The sequence below is a fragment of the Neisseria sp. P0006.S004 genome, from assembly GCF_051963015.1.
GTDB lineage: Bacteria > Pseudomonadota > Gammaproteobacteria > Burkholderiales > Neisseriaceae > Neisseria.
Window position 1 is genome coordinate 1 of record NZ_JBQCUS010000039.1, and the last position, 251, is coordinate 251.

The 251-nt window shown below is 61.8% G+C and carries 1 pseudogene; it reads right to left on the reverse strand.

Annotated features, from left to right (window positions below):
* A pseudogene (locus tag ACTHR2_RS10590) lies at positions 1-239 on the reverse strand (hypothetical protein); the annotation flags it as partial.
* Between the last annotated feature and the right edge of the window lie 12 nt (positions 240-251).

Sequence of the window (251 nt, forward strand, 5' to 3'; positions counted from 1 at the left end):
GTCACTTTGTTCGAACCGGCGCTCGCGGTCGTGCCTTTGGCGTTGACGGTGTAAACGTCTTGGCCGTTGGCGCCGGTGGTTTTCACCACGTCTTTGATGTTGGTGCCAGCGGCAACCTCGGTACGGGCGGCGGCGCTTTGCTGTTTCAGCTGGCTGTAGTTGACGGCGTCGGTGTCATCGGTACCGGCGGCTACGTTGGTGATCTTGTTGCCGGCGGCATTGATGCCGGACTTGGTCACACTCGGGCCACC